20 protein-coding genes and 1 pseudogene are annotated in these 21,925 nt (G+C 71.5%); 10 read left to right on the top strand and 11 right to left on the bottom strand.

The window, feature by feature from the left end; all coding sequences use genetic code 11:
* The first annotated feature begins 117 nt into the window (after positions 1-117).
* From ACZ42A_RS20655 to ACZ42A_RS20640, 4 genes are all read left to right on the top strand, one after another.
* A complete protein-coding gene (locus tag ACZ42A_RS20655; protein WP_468528680.1) occupies positions 118-948 on the top strand; it encodes a Tat pathway signal sequence domain protein in 831 nt (276 codons plus the stop codon).
* A gap of 77 nt (positions 949-1,025) precedes the next feature.
* The gene (locus ACZ42A_RS20650; protein WP_468528679.1) at positions 1,026-2,342 is read left to right on the top strand and encodes a copper amine oxidase; all 1,317 of its coding nucleotides are present in this window, start codon (positions 1,026-1,028) and stop codon (positions 2,340-2,342) included.
* Positions 2,343-2,453: 111 nt separating this feature from the next.
* Positions 2,454-3,701: an SAV2148 family HEPN domain-containing protein gene (locus ACZ42A_RS20645; protein ID WP_468528678.1), complete on the top strand. Its 1,248-nt coding sequence runs from the start codon at positions 2,454-2,456 to the stop codon at positions 3,699-3,701.
* Between the two features lie 144 nt (positions 3,702-3,845).
* Positions 3,846-4,571, top strand: coding sequence for an exonuclease domain-containing protein (locus ACZ42A_RS20640; protein WP_468528677.1), 726 nt, complete (start codon positions 3,846-3,848; stop codon positions 4,569-4,571).
* An 11-nt stretch (positions 4,572-4,582) separates the two neighbouring features.
* On the opposite strand, the gene ACZ42A_RS20635 is transcribed toward ACZ42A_RS20640, so the two are convergent.
* Positions 4,583-5,446, bottom strand: coding sequence for a phosphotransferase enzyme family protein (locus ACZ42A_RS20635; protein ID WP_468528676.1), 864 nt, complete (start codon positions 5,444-5,446; stop codon positions 4,583-4,585).
* Between the two features lie 197 nt (positions 5,447-5,643).
* Here ACZ42A_RS20635 and ACZ42A_RS20630 point away from each other — a divergent pair, with 197 nt between their 5' ends.
* The 4 genes and pseudogenes from ACZ42A_RS20630 to ACZ42A_RS20615 all read left to right on the top strand — a co-directional run bounded on the left by ACZ42A_RS20630 (position 5,644) and on the right by ACZ42A_RS20615 (position 9,956).
* On the top strand, positions 5,644-6,579 hold the full coding sequence (locus ACZ42A_RS20630) for a carbohydrate ABC transporter permease (protein WP_468528675.1): 936 nt from the start codon (positions 5,644-5,646) through the stop codon (positions 6,577-6,579).
* Complete coding sequence (locus ACZ42A_RS20625; protein WP_468528674.1) at positions 6,576-7,409, top strand: carbohydrate ABC transporter permease; 834 nt, start codon at positions 6,576-6,578, stop codon at positions 7,407-7,409. The genes ACZ42A_RS20630 and ACZ42A_RS20625 overlap by 4 nt, the downstream gene beginning before the upstream one ends.
* A complete protein-coding gene (locus ACZ42A_RS20620) occupies positions 7,409-8,698 on the top strand; it encodes an ABC transporter substrate-binding protein (protein ID WP_468528673.1) in 1,290 nt (429 codons plus the stop codon). The genes ACZ42A_RS20625 and ACZ42A_RS20620 overlap by 1 nt, the downstream gene beginning before the upstream one ends.
* Positions 8,699-8,713: 15 nt before the next feature.
* Positions 8,714-9,956 (top strand): annotated as a pseudogene (locus ACZ42A_RS20615) (glycosyltransferase).
* A gap of 3 nt (positions 9,957-9,959) precedes the next feature.
* On the opposite strand, the gene ACZ42A_RS20610 reads toward ACZ42A_RS20615, so the two are convergent.
* Both ACZ42A_RS20610 and ACZ42A_RS20605 read right to left on the bottom strand, forming a co-directional pair.
* Positions 9,960-10,922, bottom strand: coding sequence for a hypothetical protein (locus ACZ42A_RS20610; protein ID WP_468528672.1), 963 nt, complete (start codon positions 10,920-10,922; stop codon positions 9,960-9,962).
* Positions 10,923-11,062: 140 nt separating this feature from the next.
* Positions 11,063-13,324: an MMPL family transporter gene (locus ACZ42A_RS20605; protein WP_468528782.1), complete on the bottom strand. Its 2,262-nt coding sequence runs from the start codon at positions 13,322-13,324 to the stop codon at positions 11,063-11,065.
* Between the two features lie 400 nt (positions 13,325-13,724).
* On the opposite strand from ACZ42A_RS20605, the gene ACZ42A_RS20600 reads away from it, so the two are divergent.
* On the top strand, positions 13,725-14,267 hold the full coding sequence (locus ACZ42A_RS20600) for a DUF1697 domain-containing protein (protein ID WP_468528781.1): 543 nt from the start codon (positions 13,725-13,727) through the stop codon (positions 14,265-14,267).
* On the opposite strand, the gene ACZ42A_RS20595 is transcribed toward ACZ42A_RS20600, so the two are convergent.
* Positions 14,236-15,111: a transglutaminase-like domain-containing protein gene (locus tag ACZ42A_RS20595; protein WP_468528671.1), complete on the bottom strand. Its 876-nt coding sequence runs from the start codon at positions 15,109-15,111 to the stop codon at positions 14,236-14,238. The two genes, ACZ42A_RS20600 and ACZ42A_RS20595, sit on opposite strands and share 32 nt — an antisense overlap.
* 3 nt (positions 15,112-15,114) lie before the next feature.
* On the opposite strand from ACZ42A_RS20595, the gene ACZ42A_RS20590 reads away from it, so the two are divergent.
* Positions 15,115-15,339: a hypothetical protein gene (locus ACZ42A_RS20590; protein WP_468528670.1), complete on the top strand. Its 225-nt coding sequence runs from the start codon at positions 15,115-15,117 to the stop codon at positions 15,337-15,339.
* Positions 15,340-15,356: 17 nt separating this feature from the next.
* Here ACZ42A_RS20590 and ACZ42A_RS20585 read toward each other — a convergent pair whose 3' ends face one another.
* The 7 genes from ACZ42A_RS20585 to cysC form a co-directional block, all read right to left on the bottom strand.
* Positions 15,357-16,100, bottom strand: a complete 744-nt coding sequence (locus ACZ42A_RS20585) for a sirohydrochlorin chelatase (RefSeq protein ID WP_468528669.1) — start codon at positions 16,098-16,100, stop codon at positions 15,357-15,359.
* Between the two features lie 4 nt (positions 16,101-16,104).
* Positions 16,105-17,007 (bottom strand): ABC transporter permease, encoded by a 903-nt coding sequence (locus ACZ42A_RS20580; RefSeq protein ID WP_468528668.1) that lies wholly within the window; start codon positions 17,005-17,007, stop codon positions 16,105-16,107.
* Positions 16,994-17,785 (bottom strand): ABC transporter ATP-binding protein, encoded by a 792-nt coding sequence (locus ACZ42A_RS20575; protein ID WP_468528667.1) that lies wholly within the window; start codon positions 17,783-17,785, stop codon positions 16,994-16,996. Before ACZ42A_RS20575 ends, ACZ42A_RS20580 begins: the two co-directional genes overlap by 14 nt.
* Before the next feature lie 47 nt (positions 17,786-17,832).
* On the bottom strand, positions 17,833-18,936 hold the full coding sequence (locus ACZ42A_RS20570; protein ID WP_468528666.1) for an aliphatic sulfonate ABC transporter substrate-binding protein: 1,104 nt from the start codon (positions 18,934-18,936) through the stop codon (positions 17,833-17,835).
* 163 nt (positions 18,937-19,099) lie between these two features.
* Positions 19,100-20,434: a sulfate adenylyltransferase subunit 1 gene (locus ACZ42A_RS20565; RefSeq protein WP_468528665.1), complete on the bottom strand. Its 1,335-nt coding sequence runs from the start codon at positions 20,432-20,434 to the stop codon at positions 19,100-19,102.
* 2 nt (positions 20,435-20,436) lie between these two features.
* Positions 20,437-21,372, bottom strand: coding sequence for a sulfate adenylyltransferase subunit CysD (cysD, locus tag ACZ42A_RS20560; protein ID WP_468528664.1), 936 nt, complete (start codon positions 21,370-21,372; stop codon positions 20,437-20,439).
* Positions 21,369-21,905: an adenylyl-sulfate kinase gene (gene cysC / locus ACZ42A_RS20555; RefSeq protein ID WP_468528663.1), complete on the bottom strand. Its 537-nt coding sequence runs from the start codon at positions 21,903-21,905 to the stop codon at positions 21,369-21,371. The genes cysD and cysC overlap by 4 nt, the downstream gene beginning before the upstream one ends.
* Positions 21,906-21,925 lie beyond the last annotated feature (20 nt).

The raw sequence follows: 21,925 nt of genomic DNA, 5'->3' as shown, positions 1-21,925 counted from the left end.
ATGAGGGAACCTCCCCTGCGTTACTTCCCTCTTACCGGGCGACCAGTGCATACGAGGTATGCCGAACCAGCGGGGCAAGACGTACTCCCATGCACGCCGGGGGAGTAGGGGGACGATGTGCGCGACACAGTGCGACGCCATCTGGGCACAGTGGTGGCGGCTACGGGGATCGCGGTCGCGGGGACCGCGCTCATGGTGGGGATCACCCTGCCGGGCACGGCGGGGGCGGACGACTCGGCCGGGGGGCCGGGCTCCCGCCCCGCGACCGAACAGGTGACGGGAGGTCAGACACCCGACGGGGAAGGACAGGCGGCGGTCGAGCCGGGCGTCGTCGAGGAGGCGCCGGCCGAGGGTGAGAAGGGCACGGGCCGTGACCCGCTCACCGACGACGAGGTCGACCGGGTGGCGAGGATCGCCCTGAACCGGCAGCTGCTCCAGTCCAGTGAGGACGTCGACGGGGACCGCGGCCCGCAGCGCCTCGACATCGAGCTCGCCGAGCCGGAGGCCGACGAACTCGACGCCGCCGACGCGCCCCGGCGCGCCGACGTCACGTTCTACGACTACCGGGACGACACCCTCGTCACCAGGACCGTGAACCTGGACACGGGGAAGGTCGAGCGGACGCAGACCCGGCACGGCGTCCAGCCGCCGCTGAGCCGCGCCGAGAAGGCCGAGGCCGCGAGGATCCTGCTCGCCGACCCGCTGAGCGCCGGCCTCAAGGCCGACTACCGGGACGCCACCGGCAGGGAACTCACCTCGCCGGACCAGCTCGTGCTGTCCAGCATGGTCTACCGGTCCGTTCCGGGCGCCCAGCCCGCCGTGCTCGACAAGTGCGGCGAACACCGCTGCGCGCGGCTGTTCCCCAAGGTCGTCAACGGCCCGTGGATCGACGCCCGGCACCTGGTGATCGACCTGAGCGCCCGCAAGGTCGCCGAACTCGACCGCTGACCGCGCGGCCGGACATCACCGGACCGACCTCAGTCCGTTTTCCCAACCTGCTCCTGACGCAAGGGAGTCACTCCGTCATGCGCATGAAGAGATTCAGCCGTGCTCGCGCGCGCACGGCCCTGGCCCTGGCCGTGGCCGGGCTGGTGGCCGGCGCCACGGGTGGAGCGGGGCCGGCCGCCGCCCAGCCGAAGGCGGCCCCCGCCCCGCCCGCCGACTGCGGCGCGGCCCATCGCATCGAGCAGAAGCTCGCGAACGGCACGACCTGGCGGATGTGCTGGCGCCAGCACAGCATGGCCGGGATCATCCTGGAGGACATCTCCTACCAGCCGCCCGGCGAGGCCCGCCCGATCAAGGTCCTCAACAGTGCCAAGCTCGCCCAGATCCACGTGCCGTACGACGACGGATCGGAGGAGTACGAGGACCTGACGGTCGAGAACTTCGGCGACGGCCTTCAGGACCTGGCCGCGGGCGAGTGCCCGGGCGGCACCATACGGACCGTCAAGGTCCGCCACCCCGAGGGCGGCTCCAGCGACGTCAAGGGCCTGTGCACCACGACCCGCGCGCGGGGACACGCCTACCGCATGCAGAGCGAGAAGCCGTACGGCAGCCCGGGCAAGCTCTACCAGAAGCAGGGCAGGGACCTGCTCGTCTACGCCGTCAACAAGGTCGCCTGGTACGAGTACATCACCGAGTGGCGCTTCCAGGACGACGGCACCATCCACATGAACGTCGGCGCCACCGGCAGCCTCGCTCCCCAGGACTACGACGCCGCCGACGGCCAGGGCTGGCCCCTCGGCAAGGGCGCCAAGGCGAAGGCCCTCAGCCACAGCCACAACGTCTTCTGGCGGCTCAACTTCGGCCTCGACGGCTCCTCCCAGGGCCGTATCGAGCAGTACGACTCCAAGGTCACCCCGCAGGCGCCGGGCGACCGCGCCCCCAGCAACACGACCACCCGTACCAAGGTGACCAGGGAACTCGCGGGTGATGCCAGGAACATGCGCTGGTGGCGCGTCGTCAGCGCCACCGGCAAGAACAAGGACGGGCACCCGCGGTCCTACGAACTGGTCCCCGGCGCCACCGCGAAGTACCCGGGCCGCGGCTTCTCCAAGCACGACGTGTACTTCACCCAGTACAACAAGTGCGAGCAGTACGCCAGCGGCAACCCGGGCTGCGACGAGAGCCACCCCGAGAGCGTGGACAAGTGGGTGAACGGCCAGACCCTGAAGAACCCCGTGGTCTGGGTGAACGTCGGCTTCCACCACATCGCGCGGGACGAGGACCAGCAGCCCATGCCGGTCCACTGGCAGGGCTTCTCGCTCGCCCCGCGGGACGTCACCGCTATGAATCCGCTCACTCCCAAGGAGCTGGCCGGTACGAACGGCCAACTCGATTAAGGAGGTTGGGAAAAGGACACTGCCCATCCGGCTGCACCGCCGACCGCTCCCGGAGTACCCTTCCTTGATCGTTGACGCGGGGAGTGCCCGGGAGTGGAAGGCGGTGCGCGGGTGGGCTCGGGAGGCCTGGAGTTGCCCCCTGGTGACGAGGGTCACGAGGGGAACTCCACAGACGTCCCGCCCGGCACGGTGTCCCTGGCCAGGCCGATGGAGCCCAGCTCCATCGGCCCGGAACTGGACTGGGACGCCGAGGCCTGGCGCGAGGTGCGCACCCGCGCCCAGCGGGCCGGCCGGGCCTACATCTGGCTGAACCTCGTGGAACAGCGCTTGCGCGCCGTCGTGGCCGCCGTTCTGCGCCCCATCTACGAGCCCGTCCACGGCGACGACTGGGTGGTCGCCGCCGCCGGGCCGGCCGGCCAGGAGTGGGTGCAGCGCGCGGTCGCGGTCCGCGAGGTCAGCCGCCGCAAGGGCTACCTGCTCGACCCGGCCGACGACAACGTCCTCAGCTTCCTCACCCTGCCGCAGCTGCGCGAGCTGATGGTGCAGCACTGGCCGTGCTTCGAGCCGTACGTCGACGAGCGCCGCGACGTCGAACTCGCCCTGGACGAGCTGGAGGTCACCCGCAACGTCGTCTCCCGCAACCGGGCGCTGTCCGAGGCCGTGCTGAGCCAGGCCGAGCGTGCCTCGGCGCGGCTGCTGGAGATCCTCGGCGCGGGCGGCGACGTGCCGTCGGCGCGCCGGCTGCCGGTCGACGCGGTCGAGGACCTGGTCGGCGACCGGTACGCCGACGTGGTCGCCGTCCACCCCGACCGGGTGCGGCTGCTGCGCCAGTTCCCGGCCGAGGACATCTTCGGCGGCGCCCGCCGCCTCGACGCCATCGGCATCGGCCTCAACCTGCTGGTGCAGAACTTCTCCGGACGGCGGCTGGTCCGCCTCGCCGAGGCCGGCTGCCGGGTCCGGCTGCTGTTCCTCAACCCCGCCTCCAGCGCGGTCAAGCGGCGCGAGCGCGAACTGGGCATCAAGCGCGGCGAACTGAGCCGGGCCGTGGAGATGAACATCCTGCACATGCGCCGGGTGCGGGCCCGCCTGCGCGACCCCGGCGCCTTCGAGATCCAGGTCTTCGACGAGACCCCGCGCTTCACCGCCTATCTCGTCGACGGCGACGGCTCCGACGGCATCGCCGTCGTGCAGTCCTATCTGCGCCGGACCCGCGGCATGGAGGCACCGGTGCTGGTGCTGCGCAACGGCGGCAGGGTGGTCAGGTCGGACGAGCCCGACGGAGGGCTCGACGCCGGTCTCTTTCCCACCTATCGCGAGGAGTTCGAGGTGGCCTGGGCCGATTCGCGGCCTGTGTCCTGAAATGCCGTCCGCGGTCATGCCGTCGACGGCGGGACGCGCGGCCGGTGGGGCGGCGGTAAGCGGAACGCGGTCCACCGATTGTCAGTGGCGCATGCGAGGGTGGAGGCCACTGGGGGAAAGCACCACCAAGAAGGGGGACCACCCATGGGCTGGCACCGGGAGCTGCTGATCGGCTTCGACCTCGAGACGACCGGGACGGATCCGCACACCGCACGCATCGTCACGGCCGCCGTGATCGAGGTCAGGGACGGGCAGCCCCTGGGCCGCAGGGAATGGCTGGCGGACCCGGGAGTCGAGATCCCGGCGGACGCGGTCGCCGTGCACGGCATCAGCAACGAACGCGCGGCGGCCGAGGGCCTGCCCGCCGACCGGGTCGCGGACGCCGTCGCGGACGTCCTCGCGGGGTACTGGAAGGCGGGCGTCCCGGTCGTCGCCTACAACGCCTCCTTCGACCTGACCCTGCTCTCCGCCGAACTGCGGCGGTACGGCCTGCCGTCCCTGCGCGACCGCCTAGGCGGCCGGGAACCGGCCCCGGTCGTCGACCCGTACACCATCGACCGCCGTGCCGACCGCTACCGCCGCGGCAAGCGCACCCTCGAAGCCGTCTGCACGGAGTACGGCATCGCCCTCGACTCCGCCCACGACGCCTCCGCCGACGCCCTCGCCGCCGCCCGGCTGGCCCGCGCGATAGCCGGCCGCCACCCCAAGATCGCGGCCCTCGGACCGGCGGAGCTGCACCGCCGCCAGATCGAGTGGTACGCCGAGTGGGCGGCGGACTTCCAGGACTTCCTGCGCCGCAAGGGGAACGCGGCGGCGGTGGTGGACGGAGCGTGGCCGGTGCGGGAGCTGAAAACCGCGGCCGCCGGCTGACCAACCGCTCCTCAGAACGGATACCAGCGCACCGTCTCGTCCCCGTCCCGCAGCGACGCCACCCGCCGCTCGAACTCGGCCAGCGCCCTGGGGTTGCGGGGCGCGTGCTGGGCCACCCAGGCGCAGCTGGCCGTCTCCCGGGCGCCGCGCAGCACGGCGCAGCCCTCCCAGGCGCGTACATCCCAGCCGTAGGTCTCGGCGAAGGAGTCGTACGCCTCGGCGGTCAGCCCGTACCGGTCGTGGGAGAGAGCCATCACCACCAGGTCGTGCTCGCGCAGATCGGCGGAGAAGGTCTCCAGGTCCACCAGCACCGGCCCGTCGGGGCCGATGTGCACATTGCGGGGCAGCGCGTCGCCGTGGATCGGCCCCGGCGGCAGCTGCGGGGTGAGCGCGGCGGCCGCCGCCGCGAAGCCGTCCCGCCGCTCCCGCAGATACGCCGCGTCCGCGGGGTCGATCGCGTCGCCCGCGAGCCGCAGCCAGCGTTCCACACCGCCCAGCAGGTCGCGGGGCGGCAGCTCGAAGGAGGGGGAGGGCAGTGCGTGGACGACCCGTAGCAGTTCGGCCAGATCCCGCGGCTCCGCGGGCCGTACGGCATCGGGCAGCCGGTGCCACACCGTCACCGGATGTCCGTCGACGAGCAGCGCCTTCGGCTCGGCCGCCCGCACCGCGGGGACACCGGCCTCTTCCAGCCACTCCGCGATGTCCAGCTCGCGGCGGGCCCGGTCCAGCAGTTCGGCGTCGCGGCCCACCTTGACGACCAGGTCACCGGAGCCGAACACGGCGTTCTCGCCCAGGGCGAGCAGCCGGGCGTCCCCCGCCGGGCCGGGCAGCACCCCCGCCGTGGCCAGTACGTCCCGCGCCTGAGCCTCGTCCATCGTCCGCCTCCGTCTTCCCTCGTCGAGCCGTCGAGTCCCCGTTTCGCGGTGGCCGGTTTCCGCCACCCGCCGGCCAGTCTCGCATCCGCACAGGTCGGACCGTGTGCGCGGTGCCTTGACGGCGTATACCGCCTTCACGACCATGACGGAGGCCCGCCGGGCCCGGACCGTCACGAGCCGCGCAAAGGAGCCGAAACGTGACCGTGGTGACCGAGGTCGGGCGCGCGCCGAAACGCCCGCCGAGCCCGGACCGCCGGCGGCGTGGCGGCGGCCCCGGGGCCTGGTTCCTGGTGCTGCCCGCGCTCATCCCGATCCTGGTGCTGAGCGTCGGACCGCTGCTGTACGGGGTCCTGCTGGCCTTCACGGACGCCCAGTCGGGCCGGACCGAGCCCACCCAGTGGATCGGCGGGCTGAACTTCACCGACCTGGCGCGGGACACGCTGTTCTGGGAGTCCTTCCGGATCGGCCTGGTGTGGGCGGTCGGGGTGACCGTGCCGCAGTTCCTGCTGGCCCTCGGCCTCGCCCTGCTGCTGAACCAGAACCTGCGGCTGAGATGGCTCGCCCGGGCACTCGCGATCATCCCCTGGGCGATGCCCGAGGTGGTCGTCGGCATCATGTGGCGGCTGGTCTACAACCCGGACGCGGGGATCCTCAACGAGACCCTGCGCGACCTGGGTCTCGGCGACGGCCGCGACTGGCTCAGCGGCCTCGGCACCGCCCTGCCCGCGGTGATCGTCGTCGGCGTCTGGGCCGGTATGCCGCAGACCACGGTCGCCCTGCTCGCCGGACTCCAGAACACCCCACGGGAGCTGCACGAGGCGGCGGCCCTCGACGGCGCCGGCGCCTGGCGCCGCTTCCGCACGGTGACCTGGCCCGCCCTGCGCCCGGTCGCGCTCGCCATCACCGCGCTGAACTTCATCTGGAACTTCAACGCCTTCGCCCTGGTCTACGTGCTGACCAACGGCGGCCCCGGCGGCCGTACCCGGCTGCCCATGCTCTTCGCCTACGAAGAGGCCTTCCGCTACGGGCAGTTCGGTTACGCGGCGGCCATGGGCTGCGTCATGGTCGCGGTGATCTCGGTGCTGCTCGCCCTGTTCCTGGTCGGCCGGCTCAAGGGAGGTGACGACGCGTGAGGACCCGCACGGGGGCCCGGATCGGACAGTACGCGGCGCTGCTCGCGTATCTGCTCTTCCTCGCCTTCCCCTTCCTCTGGCTGGTCTCCACGGCCTTCAAACCGCCGCGCGAGCTGGGCAGTCTGCACCCCACCTGGATCCCCGAGAACCCGACCCTGGCCAACTTCCGGCAGGCCTTCGACGAGCAGCCGCTGCTCCAGGCGGCGCTCAACTCGCTGCTCGCCGCGGCCGGGGCGGCGCTGGTCGCGGTGGTGATCGCCACGCCGATGGCGTACGTCATGGCCCGCCACCGCACCCGGCTGGCGCGCGCCGCGACCGGATGGGTGGTGGTCAGCCAGGCGTTCCCGTTCGTGCTGGTGATCATCCCGCTGTTCCTGGTGCTGAAGAACCTGCGGCTGATCAACTCCCTGGCGGGGCTGGTGCTGGTGTACGTGGTGTGGGCGCTGCCGTTCGCGCTGTGGATGCTCGTCGGATACGTCCGGGCGGTGCCCGCCGAGCTGGAGGAGGCGGCCGCGGTCGACGGGGCCGGACGGCTGCGGACGCTGGTGTCGGTGACCGCGCCGCTGCTGGCGCCGGGCATCGTGGCGACGGCCCTGTTCGCGTTCATCACCGCGTGGAACGAGTTCTTCTTCGCGCTGGTCCTGCTCAAGTCCCCGGAGAAACAGACCCTGCCCGTGATCCTCACCCACTTCATCGGCGCGGAGGGCGTCGCCGACCTCGGCCCGCTCGCCGCCGCCGCGTTCCTCGCCACCCTGCCCTCGCTGGTCGTCTTCGCGGTCATCCAGCGGCGGATCACGGGCGGCATGCTGGCCGGGGCGGTGAAGAGCTGATGCGGACCCGAGTCCCGGCCGTCCTCCTCGCGGTCCTCCTGCTGCTCGCGGGCTGCTCCGGCGACGGCGGGGGAGACGAGGGCCACGACGGCAGGATCACCCTCCGCTTCCAGTCCCTGGCCTGGCAGCAGGAGTCCGTCGAGGCCAACAAGGAGCTGGTGGCCGAGTGGAACGCCGCCCACCCCGACATCCACGTCGAGTACGTCCAGGGCAGCTGGGACAGCGTCCACGACCAGCTCCTCACCTCCTTCGAGGGCGGCGAGGCCCCGGACATCATCCACGACGCCTCCGACGACCTCGCGGACTTCGCGTACGGCGGCTATCTCGCCGACCTGACCGACCTGCTGCCCGAGCGGCTCAAGGCCGACATCCCCCAGCGGAGCTGGGACACGGTGACCTTCGGGGAGGGCATCTACGGCGTGCCGTTCCTCCAGGAGCCGAGGGTGCTGATCGCCAACGCGACGTGGCTGAAGGAGTCGGGTGTCCGCATCCCGACGCCCGAGAACCCCTGGAGCTGGGCGGAGTTCCGCACCGTCACCCGGCAGCTGTCGGGTGACGGGAAGTACGGCGTGGCCTGGCCGCTGAAGGAACCCGTCTCCGCCACGCTCAACCTGTCGCTGTCGGCGGGCGGCCGGCTGTTCCACCGGGGCGCGGACGGCAAGGTCACCGTCCGCTTCGAGGCCGCCGACGCGGTCATGCCGCGCACGGTCCACGACCAGGTGAACACGGACCGCAGCGCCTCGCCCACCACCCTGGGCAGCGGCGGCTCGGACACCCTGCCCGGCTTCTTCGGCGGCCGGTACGCGATGGTCCCGCTCGGCTTCTCCTACCGCCAGCAGATCGCCCAGCAGGCTCCCGAGGGCTTCGACTGGCAGGTGCTGCCCGCCCCGGCCGGCGCCGACGGCCTCGCGCAGGGCGTCAGCCCGCAGACGCTGTCCATCGCCGAGGACAGCCCGCACAAGAAGGAGGCCGCCGCGTTCGTCGACTTCCTGCTCCGGCCGCCGAACATGGTGCGTCTCGCCCTCGGCGACTGGATGCTGCCCACCGGCACCGAGGCCCTGAAGGACCCGGCCCTGCGCACCACCGAGCACGACTGGGCCACCGGCACCGCCCTCGCCGCCCACCTCCGCTCCGCGCCCGCCCAGTCGGTCCGGGGCTACCCGGAGTGGAAGGACAAGGTGGCGACCCCGGCGTTCCAGGAGTACTACAGCGGCGCGATCGACCTGGACGAGCTGCGCCGACGCCTGGAGGAGGACGGAAACCTGGTGCTGGCCCGCTACCAGCGCTGAGCATCGAGAAAAAACTTGCACGAGACGTCTCGTCTCGTTTAGTGTTCCGGGCATGACCTCTCGCGCCCATATCGCCATGTTCTCCATCGCCGCCCACGGCCACGTGAACCCGAGCCTCGAGGTGATCCGGGAGCTCGTCGCGCGCGGGCACCGGGTCACCTACGCCATCCCGCCGGTCTTCGCGGACAAGGTCGCCGGGACCGGCGCCGAACCGAAGCTCTGGAACTCCACCCTGCCCGGCCCCGACGACGACCCGTCGGCCTGGGGCTCCACCCTGCTCGACAACGTCGAGCCCTTCCTGAACGACGCCATCCAGGCCCTGCCCCAGCTGATCGAGGCCTACGAGGGCGACGAACCCGACCTCGTCCTGCACGACATCGCCTCCTACCCGGCCCGCGTCCTCGCCCATCGCTGGGGCGTCCCCGCGATCTCCCTGTCCCCGAACCTCGTGGCCTGGAAGGGGTACGAGGAGGAGGTCGCCGCGCCGATGTGGGAGGAGCCGAAGAAGACCGAGCGCGGACAGGCGTACTACGCCCGCTTCCAGGCCTGGCTGGAGGAGAACGGGATCACCCGGCACCCCGACGCGTTCGCCGGGCACCCCGACCGCTCGATCGTCCTCATCCCTAAGGCGCTCCAGCCGAACGCCGACCGGGTGGACGAGAGCGTGTACACCTTCGTCGGCGCCTGTCAGGGCGACCGCGGCGCCGAGGGCGACTGGCAGCGGCCCGCCGGCGCCGAGAAGGTCGTCCTGGTCTCGCTGGGCTCGGCCTTCACCAAGCAGCCGGAGTTCTACCGCACTTGCGTCCGCGCCTTCGGCGACCTCCCCGGCTGGCACGTGGTGCTGCAGATCGGCAAGCACGTCGACCCGGCCGAGCTGGGCGACGTACCGGCGAACGTGGAAGTCCACTCGTGGGTCCCGCAGTTGGCGATCCTGAAGCAGGCCGACCTGTTCGTCACCCACGCCGGTGCGGGCGGCAGCCAGGAGGGGCTGGCCACGGCGACCCCGATGATCGCCGTGCCGCAGGCCGTCGACCAGTTCGGCAACGCGGACATGCTCCAGGGCCTCGGCGTGGCCCGGCGGCTCGCCACCGAGGAGGCCACCCCGGAGGCCCTGCGCACGGCCGCCCTCGCCCTCGTCGACGACCCGGAGGTCGCCCGCCGCCTCAAGGACATCCAGGCCGCGATGGCCCAGGAGGGCGGCACACCCCACGCCGCCGACCTCATCGAGGCCGAACTGGCCGCCGCGCGGCGGCCGTAGCCGTCAGACGTACGACGTGGTGTCCAGGCGCGCCTTGTAGATGATCGCGCCCTCCCGCGCCCGCGCCACTCCGCTGACGTTGAAGTGGACGTACTTCGTGCCGAAGACGTTGCCGTTCTCGACCGCGCCCGTCCACATCTGCTCGCCGGAGGAGTGGCGTACGTACGACTTCACGTACCGGCGCTGGTGCAGCGTGGTCTTGGTCATCGACGCCTTGTCGACGGCGTACACCCCATAGGTGTCGGTGACCAGCAGGCGGCCGGGACGCTGGTGGTCCGGCTGGAGGTCGTGGGCGCGGGTGAAGGAGTCCAGGCGCCGCGCGGTGTCCTCCACCAGCTTCGCCGAGTTCGCCGTCGTCACGATCCGGTAGGCGGTCAGCCGCTTGCCGCCGCTCACCCACAGCCGCTCCAGCTGCGGGTCCCACAGCAGACCGTGGGCCTGGTGGAACGGGATCGGGCTGCCCGCCCGCACCAGCGAACTCGCATGGCTGTTCGTCGGGCGGAACACATGCAGGCTGCCGCCGGTCGCCGCGCCGCCCCCGCTGCCGTAGCTGCGCCCGGCGACGACGACCACGCCCGTGCCGCGGGCGCGTTCGATGGAGTGCGGGTAGTTCCTCACGTCCGACACCGACCACAGCAGCTTCTTGTCGCGGCGCCGGTAGATGCTCGCGGTGCCGGTGGTGGAGGTGCCGGTGACCGCGAGCAGGATCTCCCCGTCACCGTCGGTGGCGCGGAAGCGGTGCTCCATCGGGTGGCCCGAACCGGCCGGGTTCAGCTGCCACTTGATGTTGCGGTCGGTGAACGGCTTGTTCCGGTCGAAGAGAAAGATCTTCCCGGAGTTCACGTCTCCGATGAGCACGTTGAACGCGGCGGGCGCGGCGCTCGCCTCCGGTGCGGTCAGCAGTCCGGCCGCCGGTGCGGCCACGGTCCCCGCGAGCGCGCCCTTCAACAGGCTTCGTCTGTCCACGAGTCGTCCTCCCCCTGGTCGACAACAGGTCGTCGCTCGGTCAGCCAGACGGAAGCGAGGGCCCGTCGGTTCCCCCGGAACCGACGGACCCTCAGCCGAGGAGGACGGAATCAGCCCCTCCGCAGGCTCGTGCCTTTCTTTCAGACCCGCAGCGGCTCGGGGTCGGCGTCCTCGTCCCGCACCGGCCGCGCCACGACCGCCTCCGGCACCTCGTCGTGGGTGAGGTCGGGCAGCCGGTTCATCCACCGCGGCAGGTACCAGTTGCGCTCGCCCAGCAGCGCCATCACCGCGGGCAGCAGCACCCCCCGGATGATCGTCGCGTCGATCAGCACCGCCGCCGCGAGGCCCACGCCCATCTGCTTCATGGACTGCATGGACAGCGTCCCGAAGATCGCGAACACGGCGACCATGATGACCGCGGCGCTGGTCACGACCCCGGTCGTGGTGACCACCCCGTGGGTGATCGCGTCCTTGGTGGTCCGGCCGCGCAGCCGCGCCTCGCGGATCCGCGAGACCACGAACACGTGGTAGTCCATCGACAGACCGAACAGGATCACGAAGAGGAACAGCGGCAGCCAGCTCACGATCGCGCCGACACCCTCCGCGCCCACCAGCGAGGCGCCCCAGCCGTGCTGGAAGACGGCGACCAGGATGCCGTAGGCGGCACCCACCGACAGCAGGTTGAGCACGATCGACGTGATGGCGACGGTCAGCGACCGGAACGACAGCAGCATCAGCAGGAAGGCGAAGACCACCACGAAGGCGAAGACCGGGACGACCGAGCCGACGAGCTGGTCGTTGAAGTCCTTCGACCCCGCGACCTGCCCGGTGATCGGCGCCTCCACACCGTCGACCCTGCCGAGCGTGGCCGGCCGCACCTCGTCGCGCAGCTTGTCCAGGCTCGCGCCCGCCTTGTCCAGGTCGGAGCCGCCGACCAGCGGGACGTAGACGAAGGCGACGTTCCGCTCGTCGTGCAGCTTGATCTCGACCGGACCACGCGAGGCGCCCGAACTGACCGCCCGCTCACGGAAGTCGGCGAGCGCGTCGCGCACCTCGGGCGCGTTGATGTCGTCCGCCCTGACGACCACCTCGGCCGGCTCGGAACCGCCCGGGAAGGCCTCGTTGACCCGGTTGTACGTCTGCACGATGGGCAGCGAGTCACCGAACTCCTGGTCCAGGGTGAGCTGCTGCGTCTTCATGCCGACCGCCGGGGCCGCGATCGCGAGCAGCGCACCGGCCGCCACCACCACGGACACCACGGGCCGGGCGAGCACGCCCTTCAGTACGGCGGTCCAGAACCGGCTCTCCCCGGTGCCGCCCCCGTCGCGGCGCCGGCGGGACAGGAACGGGATCCGCCCCTTCTCCACCCGCTCACCCAGCAGCGACAGCAGCGCCGGCAGCACGGTCACCGAACCGACCATGGCGACCGCCACCACGACCAGCGACGCCAGCCCCATCGCCTCGAACTCGGCGAGCCCGGTGAACAGCATGCCCGCCATCGCCACGCACACCGTGACACCGGAGACGACGATCGCGCGGCCACTGGTCGCGGCGGCGATCCGCAGGGCCGTGTGCGCGTCCCGCCCGGCGGCCCGCTCCTCGCGCTCGCGGCGCAGATAGAACAGGCAGTAGTCGACCCCGACGGCCATCCCCACCAGCAGCATCACCGAGTTGGCGGTGTCGCTCATCGGCATCACGTGGCTGACGAGTCCCATCAGACCCATCGTCGCCATGATCGCGGTGATCGCCAGCAGCACCGGCAGCAGCGCCGCCACCAGCGCGCCGAACGCGATCAGCAGGATGCCCAGGGCCACCGGGACGGCGGAGTACTCGGCCTTCCGGAAGTCGTCGCTGAACGCGTCGTCGAACGTCTTCATCATGCTCGCGCCGCCGATCTCCTCGATCCGCAGCGCCTCGTGGTCCTTCTGGACCTCCTCGACGGCCTTCAGCACGGGCTCCACCCGCTCGCCCGCGGTGTCCGACGCGCCGCGCATGTCGAACTGCACCAGCGCGCTGCGGCCGTCCGCCGAGATCGTCTTCGTGTCGTACGGCGAGCTGACGTCGGTGACCCGGCCGGTGGCGTCGACCGCCCGCATCACGGCGTCGACGGCGGCGCGGAACTCCGCGTCGGTCGCCTTCAGCCGGCCGTCCTTCGACTGGATCAGGACCGTCTCACCGGCCGGTTCCTCGATCCCCGCGTCCTCGACGATCTTCGCCGCGGTGTGCGTCTCGCCCTTGAGCTGGTCGCTGTCCTTGACGTCGACCCGGCCCGCCGCCGAGCCGAGCCCCATCGCCAGGACGACGAACAGCACCCAGATGCCGACGGCCGCCCAGCGATGCCGGGCGCTCCAGCCGCCGGCCCGGGCGGCGAACCCCCGCACCCGTGTTCCTCCGTTGGACATGACGTCCCCCCTGCCGGTCTTCATGCCGGGCTGCCCCTCGTGTGCGGTGGCGGCCCCCTGCCGCCACCTTTCGCTTCGAAGGTATGGGCCGGATAAGGCCATCTCGTCGTGCTGCCCGGTGAAGCGCGGGGCCCGCGACTCCTCCCCTCGGCCCCCCGCTCCTCACCACTGAGGAGGACCCCGGCCCCTTACATCTATCGGGACATCCCCGGTCGACAGGCGACCGACGCACGCGAGTTGTGGATGACGCAACCTCGTTGAATAAGTCACAGAGGCGTGTAGCGGTTGATCCACAGCCGTGCTTTCGGCCAGAGTTTCGCGCGACGCCCCACCCCGAGACGGCGGTCGTCGTGCCCGCCCCCACGGGGCACGACGGCCGCCTAGGGTGGGGCGGGTGACGATGTATGCGGCGCTGTTGCGCGGAATCAACGTGGGCGGCAGCAAGAAGATCCCGATGGCCGACCTGCGCACCCTGATGGAAGGCCTCGGCTACGACGGCGTACGCACCTATCTCCAGAGCGGCCAGGCCGTGTTCGCCTCCGGCCACGGCGACGAGGCGTCCCTGGCCGCCGAACTCACCCGGGCGATCGAGCAGCGGTACGGCTTCACGGTGGACGTCATCGTGCGCGACCACGCCTATCTCAAGGCGGTCGCCGACGCCTGCCCGTTCCCCGCCGCCGACCTGGAGCCCAAGCAGCTCCACGTCACCTACTTCTCCGCCCCCGTCGACGAGGACCGCTTCGCCGGGATCGACCGGGACGCCCACCTCCCGGAGGAGTTCCGCCTCGGCGACCGCGCCCTCTACCTCTACGCCCCGGACGGCCTCGGCCGCTCCAAGCTCGCCGACGTCCTCTCCCGCCCCCGCCTGACCAAGGGCCTGATCGCCACCACCCGCAACTGGAACACCGTGCTCAAGCTGGTGGAGCTGACCGCGCCAGAGTGACGGTCCGCAGCTCCCGGTAGCCGCTGCGCGAGGTGTACGACAGCATCTCGCCCGTCACGGCCAGCCGCGGATCCCGGGCCAGCCGCAGCAGCTCCTCGTCGGTGCGGGCGGCGGCGACCGCGTCGAACAGGGCGAGGCGGTCCTCGGTGAGGCCGGCGTCGGTCCGGACCGGCGGTCCCCAGACGTCCCAGGGCAGCAGCTCCACGCGGGCCAGCGCGGCCAGGTCCAAGGGGATGTTGGTGCCGACGTACCACAGGCCGGCGAGATCGTCGTGACCCCACACCCCGAAGGTCCGCGGATCCGCCGTCCCCTCCCGGCACCTCCGCCAGGCCTCCCCGGCGACCAGGAACTGGTCGCGGGGCACGTCCCGCGGGTCGAAGGCGAGTGCGTACGCCGGATGCGTCACCTGCGCGTCGATCAGCCGCCAACTCCCGTCCGGCAGGCGGTACTCGGTCACCCAGTGATCGTCGTGCCAGCCCTCCGTGAAATACCGCGCGAACCCGCAGCGCAGCCGGGCCGGCGTGCCGGTGGCCCGCAGCAGACCGCACAGCAGCAGCGAGAAGTCCCGGCACGTCCCCACGAACCGGTCGCCGTACGCCCGCTCCTCGGTGAGCGGCGCCGGATCCCGCTCCCGCAGGATCCGCAGCACCTCGCGGACGTAGCGGGCCTCCGGGTCGTCGTGCTGCCGGTCCTCGGGAATCTCGTACCCGAGGCGTCCGCTCTCCGCTCGATGGATGATCAGGTTCCGGACCACGGCGGCGAGTTCCGCCGGGTCGCGCGGAAGGTCGCTGACGTCCAGGTCGCCCGGATCGCTGTACGGCGTCTGCTCCAGATAGAGGTCCATGCCGTGGACCCTCGACCCTGCCCCAGGGACAAGGTCAACCGGGCCGCCGGAACCTCTCCGCGCACCACACTGTCGCTCCCGCCGACGGACGCCCCGTGGGCCGCGGACGGCATCCGGGGCCTGCGCTCCGTCCCGCCCACGCCCACCGGCCGCGGCGAGGAACCCGCGCCTCTCCCGTCCCGGCCCACGCTGCCCCTGGAAGTGGCCCTGCTCGGCCTGGGTGCCTAGGCCTGGGCACGAAGGCGCTACGCGCCGACCGCCGCCAGCATCGGTGCCCGTGCCGCGTCGTACCGCTCCAGCAGCAGACGGGCCACCTCGGGCGCCGGGCCCAGGACGTCGGCGAGGACGTCCGCCTCGGCGGCGCCGCGGGCGATGCGGTCCGGGAGGAAGCCGGGGGCGAAGACGTATGGGGCGACCGCGACGCGGGCGCAGCCGAGGGCGCGCAGCTCGCGCACCGCGTCCTCGGTGCGGGGAAGGGATGCGGAGGCGAACGCAGGCCGCACGGCGCACCAACCGGTGTGCCGCCACTCCCGCGCGATTTCTGCGATCACTGCGATCGCCTCCGGGTCGGTGGACCCCGCCGAGGCCAGCACGACCCCGGTCGAGGACTTGTCGGCTGGGGTCAGCCCCGCCTCGTACAGCCGCCGTTCCAGGGCGGCGAGCAGCAGCGGCGACGGGCCCAGCACCTCCGCCTGACGGATCCGCAGCCGGCCCGGCGCCTCCCGCAGCACGGCGGGGATGTCCGCCTTCGCGTGGAAGGCGCGGGTCAGCAGCAGCGGCAGCGCCACCACCTCGCGGACGCCCTCCGCTGCCAGGGACTCCAGCACCCCCTGCACGGACGGGATGTTGAAGTCCAGGAAGCCGGTCTCCACCCGCAGCCCCGGCCGCTGCGCGCGCACCCGCTCCACGAGGGCGTGCACGGTCGCGGCGTGCCGCGGGTCGCGGCTGCCGTGGGCGATGACCACCAGAACGGGGCGTACCGGCTTCATGAGGTCAGCCCTTCACCAGCAGACCGCGGCTGCGCAGCACCCGCCGCTCCAGCGGGCTGAAGATCAGCAGGTCGATCGCGATACCGACGATCAGGATGAGCAGGATGGCGAGGAACACCATCGACATGGAGCTGGTGTTGCGGCCGTTCTCCAGCAGTTGTCCGAGCCCCACGCCGAGGTCGGGGGAGGAGGCGATGATCTCCGCGGCCATCAGCGACCGCCAGGAGAACGCCCACCCCTGCTTCAGGCCCGCGAGATAGCCGGGCAGCGCGGCCGGCATCACGATGTGCCAGGTGCCCTTCAGCCCCGTCGCGCCCAGCGTGCGGCCGGCCCGCAGATACAGCGGCGGCACCTGGTCGACGCCGGACAGCAGGCCGTTGGCGATGGATGGGACCGCGCCGAGCAGGATGACGGCGTACATCATCGAGTTGTTGAGGCCGAGCCAGATCACGGCCGGCGGCACCCACGCCACGGACGGCAGCGACTGGAGGCCGGACAGGATCGGTCCGATCGCCGCCCGCACGAACTTCACCCGGGCCACCAGCAGGCCCAGCGGGGTGCCGATGGCGAGCGCGAGCAGGAAGCCGAGGAGGCCGCGCGAGACGGACGTCCAGATGTAGTCGAGCAGGGTGCCCTGGAGCCAGGCCGTCCGCACCTCGCCCCACACGTCGGCGGGGGAGGGCAGCTTGGTGGGGTTGTCGACGATCCCGAAGGAGACCAGCGCCTGCCACACCACCAGCACCAGCGCGATCGCGGTGACCGGCGGCAGCACCTTGCGCAGCAGCGTCTCGCGCAGCGGGGTACGGCCCGACTCGACCGTCTCCAGGGCGTCCAGACCGGCCTCCAGGCCGGCCAGGTCGCCGCCGTCCTTGACGGGTGCGTCGACGGACGTGTCAGTGCTGGCCATGACGGCGGATCTCCCCACGCAGTTCTTCGGTGATCTCACGGGACAGCTCCGCCACGGCGCTGTCCTCGATACGGCGCGGCTGCGGGATGTCCACCGTCCACTGGCGGGCGATCCGGCCCGGGCGGGACGACAGCAGCACCACGCGCTGCGCCAGCCGGACCGCCTCGCGCACGTTGTGCGTGACGAAGAGGACGGACAGGCCGGTCTCCGCCCAGATCCGGGTCAGTTCGTCGTGCAGCACGTCCCGGGTGATGGCGTCCAGCGCCGCGAACGGCTCGTCCATCAGCAGCAGCCTGCTGTCCTGGGCGAGCGCGCGGGCCATCGCGACACGCTGGCGCATACCGCCGGACAGCTCGTGCACCCGCTTGCCGTACGCGCCCTTCAGCCGGACCAGTTCGAGCAGTTCCTCCGCCCGCTGCCGGCGCTCGGCCTTGGCGATCCCGCGCAGCTTGAGCGCCAGCTCGATGTTCTTGCCCGCCGTCAGCCACGGGAACAGCGCGTGCTCCTGGAACATCAGGGCGGGGCGGCCGTCCGTGGCGATCGACCCCGCGGACGGCCGGTCCAGGCCGGCCACCAGGTTGAGCAGGGTGGACTTGCCGCAGCCCGAGGCGCCCAGGAGGGTGACGAACTCGCCCGGCGCGACATCGAGACTGATGTCGTCCAGCACGAGCTGCTGCCCGGACGGGCCCGGGAACGACTTCGAGACATGCTCGATCCGGGCGGCGTGCGCGGCCGACGTCTCGGTACCGTCGGCGGCCTTGGCGAGGGTCGTGGCCATGGTCGTCACCTCCTGGGAACTCTCGGGATGCGGGATGCGGGATGCGGTTACCGGGCGCCGAGTCCGGCGTCGTCGACCGCTGCCTTGCCCTCGGCCGCGAGGATCTTGTTGAGCAGGGTGAGGTCGTAGATGCCCGTCAGGTCGGGCTTCTCCAGCAGACCGGCCTTCACCGCGTGTCCGGCCTGGGCGTCGAGGGTGGCGGCCAGCGGGTCGTCGAGGAAGGCGATCGACGGCCAGGCCGGGTCGAGCACGTCGGCGGGCAGCGGCTTGCCGGTGTCGGTGGCCAGTCGCTCGTTCGCCGACGCCTTCGCCTGCTCCGGGTGGGCGTTGATCCACTTGTTGGTCTCGACCGACGCCCGCAGCACCGCCTCGACGGCCTTCGGGTGCTTCTTCACGAAGTCCTGGGACACGATGATGTTCGTGATCACGAACTTCTTGTCCGGCCATAGATCGGACTCGTCGAGCAGCACCTTCGCGCCCTCGGCGACCAGCTTCGACGCGGTCGGCTCCGGCACCCACGCGCCGTCGACGGAACCGGACCTGTAGGCGTCCGGTGCGATCTTGTTGTCGGTGCGGACGACGGAGACGTCGCCCTTGCCGCTCTGCGCGTCGACCTTCCAGCCCTGCTCGGCGATCCAGTTGAGGAACGCCACGTCCTGGGTGTTGCCGAGCTGCGGGGTGGCGATCTTCTTGCCCTTGACGTCCTTCAGGGACTTGATCTTGTCCGGGTTGACGACCAGCTTCACTCCGCCGGACGCCGAACCGCCGATGATGCGGAGGTTCTTGCCGCCCGACTTGACGTAGCCGTTGATCGCCGGGGACGGGCCGATCCAGCCGATGTCGATCGACCCCGAGTTCAGCGCCTCGATCTCCGACGGGCCCGCGTTGAACGTCGCGTACTTCGCCTCCGTGCCGCCCAGCGCCTTCTGGAAGAAGCCCTTCTCACGGCCGACCAGGGCGGTCGCGTGGGTCAGGTTGCCGAAGTAGCCGATGCGGACCGAGTCGAGCCCGTCGATCTTCTTCGCGCCTGCGGCGACCTGCACGTCCTCCAGGTCCTTCGCCTGGGAGCCGTAGCCGCAGGCGGCGAGCGCGAGCAGCGGGAGCGCGGCGATCACCGCGAAGAGGCGGCGCAGGGCGGGGGTGGCAGGCACGGGGATGTTCCTCTCGGAGGCCCGGCGGTCACGGTCGGATCAGCGCGTGGCCGGGGGGTCGGCGGGTTTTCGGCGGCGGCGTACGGGGTCCGCGGATGTCATCGAGAACATCGAACACATCGCGCACATCGCCGTCCGCCGCCGAAGAAAGGGGAGTTCATGCTCAGAAGTCCCACCCGTCGTCCTCGGCCTCGTCCTTGACGGGCTCCGGAGAGGCGAACGACTCGCCGACCATCCCGGCGGTGAGGGTCGTGCCGTCGTTCGGGTCGATCAGGATGAACGAGCCCGTGCGCCGCGAGTCGGCGTAGGAGTCGACCGGCAGCGGCTCGGCGGTACGGATCTTCACCCGGCCGATGTCGTTGGCGACGAGCCGGCCCGGGTGCGGGTGCAGGGACAGGTCGTCCAGGGTCAGCCGGGACGGGATGTCCTTCACGATCGCCTTGACCGTGCGGGTGCCGTGCTTGAGCAGCACCCGGTGGCCGACGGTGAGCGGGGCGTCGGCGACATGGCAGACGGTCGCCTCGACGTCCTGCGTGGTCGCCGGGGCGTCCTTGCTCGGCACGATCAGGTCGCCGCGCGAGATGTCGATGTCGTCCGCGAGCAGCAGGGTCACCGACTGCGGCGTCCAGGCCACGTCGACGGGCTCGCCCAGCAGGTCGATGCCGGTGACGGTGGTCGTGCGGCCGGACGGCAGCACCGTCACCCGCTCGCCGACGCGGAAGGTGCCCGCCGCGATCTGCCCGGCGTAGCCCCGGTAGTCGGGGTGCTCGGCGGTCTGCGGCCGGATCACGTACTGCACGGGCAGCCGGGCGTGGCAGTGCGCCAGGTCGTGGCTGACCGGGACGGTCTCCAGGTGCTCCAGCACGGTCGGGCCGCCGTACCAGTCCATGTTCGCCGACGGCTCCACGACGTTGTCACCGGCGAGCGCGGAGATCGGGATCGCGGTGACCTCGGGGACGCCGAGTTCGAGGGCGTACGCGGTGAACTCCTCGGCGATCGCCGCGAAGACCTTCTCCTCGTAGCCGACGAGGTCCATCTTGTTGACGGCGAGGACGACGTGCGGCACCCGCAGCAGCGCGGCGATGGCGGCGTGCCGGCGGGTCTGTTCGACGACGCCGTTGCGGGCGTCGACGAGGATCACGGTCAGCTCGGCCGTCGAGGCGCCCGTGACCATGTTCCGCGTGTACTGCACATGGCCGGGGGTGTCGGCGAGGATGAACCGGCGCCGGGGCGTGGCGAAGTAGCGGTACGCCACGTCGATCGTGATGCCCTGCTCCCGCTCCGCGCGCAGACCATCCGTCAGCAGCGCGAGGTCGGGGGCGTCCTGGCCGCGGCTGCGGGAGGCGTGCTCGACGGCCTCCAGCTGGTCGGCGAGGACCGACTTGGAGTCGTGCAGCAGCCGTCCGACCAGGGTGGACTTGCCGTCGTCGACGGAGCCCGCGGTGGCGAACCGCAGCAGGGTGGTGGCCGAGAGTTCCTCGGTCGTGGTCGTGCTCATGCTTAGAAGTACCCCTCGCGCTTGCGGTCTTCCATCGCGGCCTCGGAGAGCTTGTCGTCGGCGCGCGTCGCGCCCCGCTCGGTCAGCCGGGAGGCGGCGATCTCGGCGATCACGGCGTCCAGCGTGGTCGCGTCCGAGTCGACGGCGCCCGTGCAGGACATGTCACCGACGGTCCGGTAGCGGATGAGCCGCTTCTCGACGGTCTCGCCGTCCTTCGGCCCGCCCCACTCGCCGGCGGTCAGCCACATGCCGTTGCGCTGGAACACCTCGCGCTCGTGGGCGAAGTAGATCTCCGGCAGCTCGATGCCCTCGCGGGCGATGTACTGCCAGACGTCCAGCTCGGTCCAGTTGGACAGCGGGAAGACACGGACGTGCTCGCCCGGCGCGTGGCGGCCGTTGTACAGGTTCCACAGCTCCGGCCGCTGGCGGCGCGGGTCCCACTGGGAGAACTCGTCGCGCAGCGAGAACACCCGCTCCTTGGCGCGGGCCTTCTCCTCGTCGCGGCGCCCGCCGCCGAACACGGCGTCGAACTTCTCGCTCTGGATCTTCTCCGTCAGCGGCAGCGTCTGCAGCGGGTTGCGGGTGCCGTCCGGGCGCTCCTTGAGCACCCCGCGGTCGATGTAGTCCTGCACCGAGGCCACGTGCAGCCGCAGGTTGTGCTTCGCGACCGCGCGGTCCCGGTATTCGATGACCTCGGGGAAGTTGTGCCCGGTGTCCACGTGCAGTAGCGAGAACGGCACCGGCGCGGGCGCGAACGCCTTCAGCGCCAGGTGGAGCATGACGATGGAGTCCTTGCCGCCGGAGAACAGGATCACCGGCCGCTCGAACTCGCCCGCCACCTCGCGGAAGATGTGCACGGCCTCGGACTCGAGGGCGTCCAGGTGCGAGAGGGCGTACGGGGTGTCGGTGCCCTCGTCGATCGTGGCGACGGTCGTCATGCCAGTCCCCTTTCGGTGAGCAGCGCGTACACGGACGCCGCGGACTCCTGCACGGTCTGGTTCTGGGACTCGATCCGAAGGTCCGGAGACTCGGGCTCCTCGTACGGGTCATCGACGCCGGTGAGCCCCTTCAGCTCGCCCGCCGCCTGCTTGGCGTACAGGCCCTTCACATCGCGTACGGAGCACACCTCGACCGGGGTCGCCACATGCACCTCGACGTACGGCGTCGAGTTCCCCTCGTGCCGCTTGCGCACGGCGTCACGGCTGTCCGCGTACGGCGCGATCACCGGGACGAGGGCGAGCACGCCGTTGCGGGCGAGCAGTTCGGCGACGAAGCCGATGCGCTGCACGTTGGTGTGCCGGTCCTCGCGGCTGAAGCCGAGGCCCGCCGAGATGAACTCGCGGATCTCGTCGCCGTCGAGCACCTCGACACGGCGGCCCTCCTGGCGCAGCCGGCCGGCCAGCTCGTGGGCGATGGTGGTCTTGCCGGCGCTCGGCAGACCCGTGAGCCAGACGGTGGCTCCGGTCGTCACGTCAGTCTCCTGAATCGTCG

The sequence above is a fragment of the Streptomyces sp. NPDC030838 genome (genome assembly GCF_055572035.1).
This window is presented reverse-complemented; position numbering and strand designations above follow the sequence as displayed.

Coding starts and splice junctions, on each gene's coding strand:
- ACZ42A_RS20595 (WP_468528671.1), bottom strand. CDS start 15,111: ATGGACCTCTATCTGGAGCAGACGCCGTACAGCGATCCGGGCGACCTG.
- ACZ42A_RS20580 (WP_468528668.1), bottom strand. CDS start 17,007: ATGGCCAGCACTGACACGTCCGTCGACGCACCCGTCAAGGACGGCGGC.
- ACZ42A_RS20585 (WP_468528669.1), bottom strand. CDS start 16,100: ATGAAGCCGGTACGCCCCGTTCTGGTGGTCATCGCCCACGGCAGCCGC.
- ACZ42A_RS20620 (WP_468528673.1), top strand. CDS start 7,409: ATGCGGACCCGAGTCCCGGCCGTCCTCCTCGCGGTCCTCCTGCTGCTC.
- ACZ42A_RS20565 (WP_468528665.1), bottom strand. CDS start 20,434: ATGAGCACGACCACGACCGAGGAACTCTCGGCCACCACCCTGCTGCGG.
- ACZ42A_RS20635 (WP_468528676.1), bottom strand. CDS start 5,446: ATGGACGAGGCTCAGGCGCGGGACGTACTGGCCACGGCGGGGGTGCTG.
- cysD (WP_468528664.1), bottom strand. CDS start 21,372: ATGACGACCGTCGCCACGATCGACGAGGGCACCGACACCCCGTACGCC.
- ACZ42A_RS20600 (WP_468528781.1), top strand. CDS start 13,725: ATGTATGCGGCGCTGTTGCGCGGAATCAACGTGGGCGGCAGCAAGAAG.
- ACZ42A_RS20650 (WP_468528679.1), top strand. CDS start 1,026: ATGCGCATGAAGAGATTCAGCCGTGCTCGCGCGCGCACGGCCCTGGCC.
- ACZ42A_RS20575 (WP_468528667.1), bottom strand. CDS start 17,785: ATGGCCACGACCCTCGCCAAGGCCGCCGACGGTACCGAGACGTCGGCC.
- ACZ42A_RS20640 (WP_468528677.1), top strand. CDS start 3,846: ATGGGCTGGCACCGGGAGCTGCTGATCGGCTTCGACCTCGAGACGACC.
- ACZ42A_RS20605 (WP_468528782.1), bottom strand. CDS start 13,324: ATGTCCAACGGAGGAACACGGGTGCGGGGGTTCGCCGCCCGGGCCGGC.